A 2,979-nucleotide genomic window follows, 5' to 3' on the forward strand; every position below is an offset into this window, starting at 1 on the left:
CGCAGTCAGGGTGACATTCAGAGCATTGCTCTGATTCCCGACAGTGTGAAGGCCACCTACAAGACCAGCTTCCAGCTTTCGCCCTACTCGTTCCTCGAGGTGGCGGCGCGTGCGCAGAAGTGGATCGACCAGGCGATCAGCCGCAACATGTACCTCGAAACCCGTGACCTCGACGAGATGATGGACATCTACTCGGGTGCCTGGGAGCGCGGTGTCAAGACCACCTACTACCTACACATGAAGCCTCGTCACACCGCCGAGCAGTCGACCGTCAAGGTCAACAAGTCGGAAGAGATTTCGGGCGGTGGAGCTAAGCGTGGCTTCGGCTTCGGAAGCGGCACCGCTGGTGCATCGACCGAACCTCACGCGGTGTCGGCCGTTGCTGCGGCTGAGCCTTCCGTTCCTGCCCCTGCCCGCAAGGGCTTCGGCTTCGGCGCTGCTGGAGGTGACGCATGAACCCGATGACTCAGGCTGAACTCGTTGACGAGTACTTCGTGCCGGTTGATCCCATGGATCTTCTGCAGTGCGATTCGTGCCAGTAGGCACCCACTAGACACCCCTGCGGAAGGCGCGCCCGCGCATCCGTAAGCACCACAAACATTAGAGACAGAAGGAGAACACAATGGGTATTCTCGGCACCGGAGTCCAGGAAGGACTCCTGCTCAAGCCAGTGACCTACAAGTGGGCCATGGATCTGTACGACCAGGCCGTTGCCAACACGTGGTTCCCCAACGAGATTCAGCTCGGTGAGGACATCGCAGACTTCAAGAAGATGACGGACGAAGAACGTCACGCCATCACCTTCTTGATGAGCTACTTCAACCCCAATGAGGTGTCTACCCCTACGTCAACGCTCCCGAGGCGCACCTGTACCTCGCGAAGCAGATGTGGGAAGAAGCCAACCACTGCATGTCGTTCGAGTACGTTCTCGAGACCTTCCCGATTGACCGCGAAGAGGCTTACTCCTCGCACGTCAAGGTGCCCTCGATGGCCCGCAAGGAGGAGTTCGAGGTCAGCTTCATCAAGCGCATGACCGAGCAGACTCTCGACATCACCACCACCGAGGGCAAGAAAGACTTCGTTCGCAACCTCGTTGCGTACAACGTCATCCTCGAGGGTCTCTGGTTCTACTCGGGCTTCATGGTTGCTCTGAGCTTCCGTCAGCGCAACCTGCTGCGCAACTTCGGTTCGCTCATGGACTGGGTTGTACGCGACGAGTCGCTGCACCTCAAGTTCGGTATCAACCTGATCCTGACGGTGCTCGAAGAGAACCCTGACCTGCAGACTCCTGAGTTCGCAGAAGAAATCAAGGGCATGATCCTCAACGCTGTCGAGATGGAAGAAGAGTACAACCGCGACCTCCTCCCCAACGGCATCCTGGGCCTCAACTCGAACTACATCAACCAGTACGTCAAGTACCTGGCTGACCGTCGTCTCGAGGAGCTAGGCTTCGAGGCCGAGTACAAGGTCTCGAACCCCGCAAAGTGGATGGCAACCGCCAACGACACCTTGCAGTTGGTCAACTTTTTCGAGGCAACCAACACCAGCTACGAGTCGAACGCAGCTGCACACACAGGAAGCAAAGAATAATGTCAGAAGTTGAAGGCTGCTGCGGCGGCGGTTGCTGTGAGCCAATCAAAGAAGCGGCAGGGGTGACTGAACTAACAGAAGAGACATTCAACTCTGATGTTCTCACCAGCTCTGAGCCAGTTCTTGTAGAGTTCTGGGCATCGTGGTGCTCAGCTTGCAAGGCTATGTTCCCCCACCTCGACAAGCTCGCAGAGGACCAGGACAAGCTCAAGATTGCCAAGTTGAGCGTAGAAGATGCTCCAGAGCTCGCTATGAGCTATGGCATTCGTTCTATCCCTGCGATGCTTGTATTCCAGAATGGTGAAGTCATTCAGACAATCAACGGCTCGCGCTCATATGAGAAGTTGTCTGAAGAACTTTCAGACCTGCTGTAAAATAAAATAAGAGTAACAACAGCATCGCCAGCTTCGGCCCGTCATGCACGTTGGACCCCCAGTTTCTCTATGGAGTGCTGGGGGTTTTCTGTATCAGAACTGATACAATTATCTCGGCCACCAATTATTCTAGACAAACGTTGTTGTCCATTTCGCAAACCCCCGCTTTGGATTGGGACTTCTCGATCGGCGGGGGTTTGGCGTATAATCTAGGCATGGCAAAAATTAAAGTAGAGGCCGACGGTCAATACCCACTAAAAGACGGTGGCTATGTCTACTACTTCAACGTGGGAAACTGGTACAAGGAACTAATCCAAACCAGGAACTATAAAGCAGAAATTGAAGACACTAAACACGCAATCAAAGTACACAAAGCTTGGCTCAAATATCTAAAGAAGATAAACAAGAGATAGAGAAAACCCCCGCCACTAGGACGGGGGCTTTCTTTTGCTAGCTACGGCAATCGAATGATTACCGAGTAGTCATAAGGAGAAGAACCTGCTCCTCCAACTTCAACGGTCGTACCGTTGTACCCACCATGAATAGCTACACCGTCACCAGCGTAAATAGCCACGTGACCCCAGCGCATCATAATGTCACCAGGCTGAGCACCCTCCGCAGGTACGACGATTCCATAAGAACCAAACCCCATTGGTGCAAGATCGCCTACTGAATACCCGAGGGTACGTAGAGACTTCTCAACCAATGCAGTGCAATCCTGCCAAGTCCCAAGCTGTGCTTTTGCAGCAGCAAGTAGGAGTGTCCCAGCTGGAGGGTTGGGAGGGGGTGGTGGGGCAATGGTAACTGTCTCTATCGTAATGCTAGGAGACGACTCAGCAGCAGCCACATCGTAAGGGCCAATCTTGCTGAAGAGAGTTACCTTCTCTTCTGTGTCAGTTTTAGTGATTGCAACTGGCTTACTGACTGCGTGGGAAGATGTTGTAACGCACAAAACAATTGCTAAAGCAACAATGGTTGCTACTATTACTTTCTTCTTGAATCCAAACCACGTATG

The 2,979-nt window shown here is 53.4% G+C and carries 3 protein-coding genes and 3 pseudogenes; 5 read left to right on the forward strand and 1 reads right to left on the reverse strand.

The genetic code is table 11. The features are described 5' to 3' along the window. From Q0362_RS07995 to Q0362_RS08015, 5 genes and pseudogenes are all read left to right on the forward strand, one after another. Positions 1 to 456 (forward strand): annotated as a pseudogene (locus Q0362_RS07995) (ribonucleoside-diphosphate reductase subunit alpha); the annotation flags it as partial. Beyond that, positions 453 to 542, forward strand: coding sequence for a ribonucleotide-diphosphate reductase subunit beta (locus Q0362_RS08000; protein WP_298122360.1), 90 nt, complete (start codon positions 453 to 455; stop codon positions 540 to 542). The pseudogene Q0362_RS07995 and the gene Q0362_RS08000, both read left to right, overlap by 4 nt. Before the next feature lie 80 nt (positions 543 to 622). Beyond that, positions 623 to 1,590 (forward strand): annotated as a pseudogene (locus tag Q0362_RS08005) (ribonucleotide-diphosphate reductase subunit beta). A gap of 62 nt (positions 1,591 to 1,652) precedes the next feature. Continuing rightward, positions 1,653 to 1,964: a co-chaperone YbbN gene (locus tag Q0362_RS08010; RefSeq protein ID WP_298122363.1), complete on the forward strand. Its 312-nt coding sequence runs from the start codon at positions 1,653 to 1,655 to the stop codon at positions 1,962 to 1,964. A gap of 215 nt (positions 1,965 to 2,179) precedes the next feature. Continuing rightward, positions 2,180 to 2,377 (forward strand): hypothetical protein, encoded by a 198-nt coding sequence (locus tag Q0362_RS08015; protein WP_298122364.1) that lies wholly within the window; start codon positions 2,180 to 2,182, stop codon positions 2,375 to 2,377. A 41-nt stretch (positions 2,378 to 2,418) separates the two neighbouring features. Here the strand turns inward: Q0362_RS08015 and Q0362_RS08020 are convergent. Continuing rightward, positions 2,419 to 2,979, reverse strand: a pseudogene (locus Q0362_RS08020) (hypothetical protein); the annotation flags it as partial.

Source organism: uncultured Aurantimicrobium sp., from assembly GCF_936931525.1.
Taxonomy (GTDB): domain Bacteria; phylum Actinomycetota; class Actinomycetes; order Actinomycetales; family Microbacteriaceae; genus Aurantimicrobium.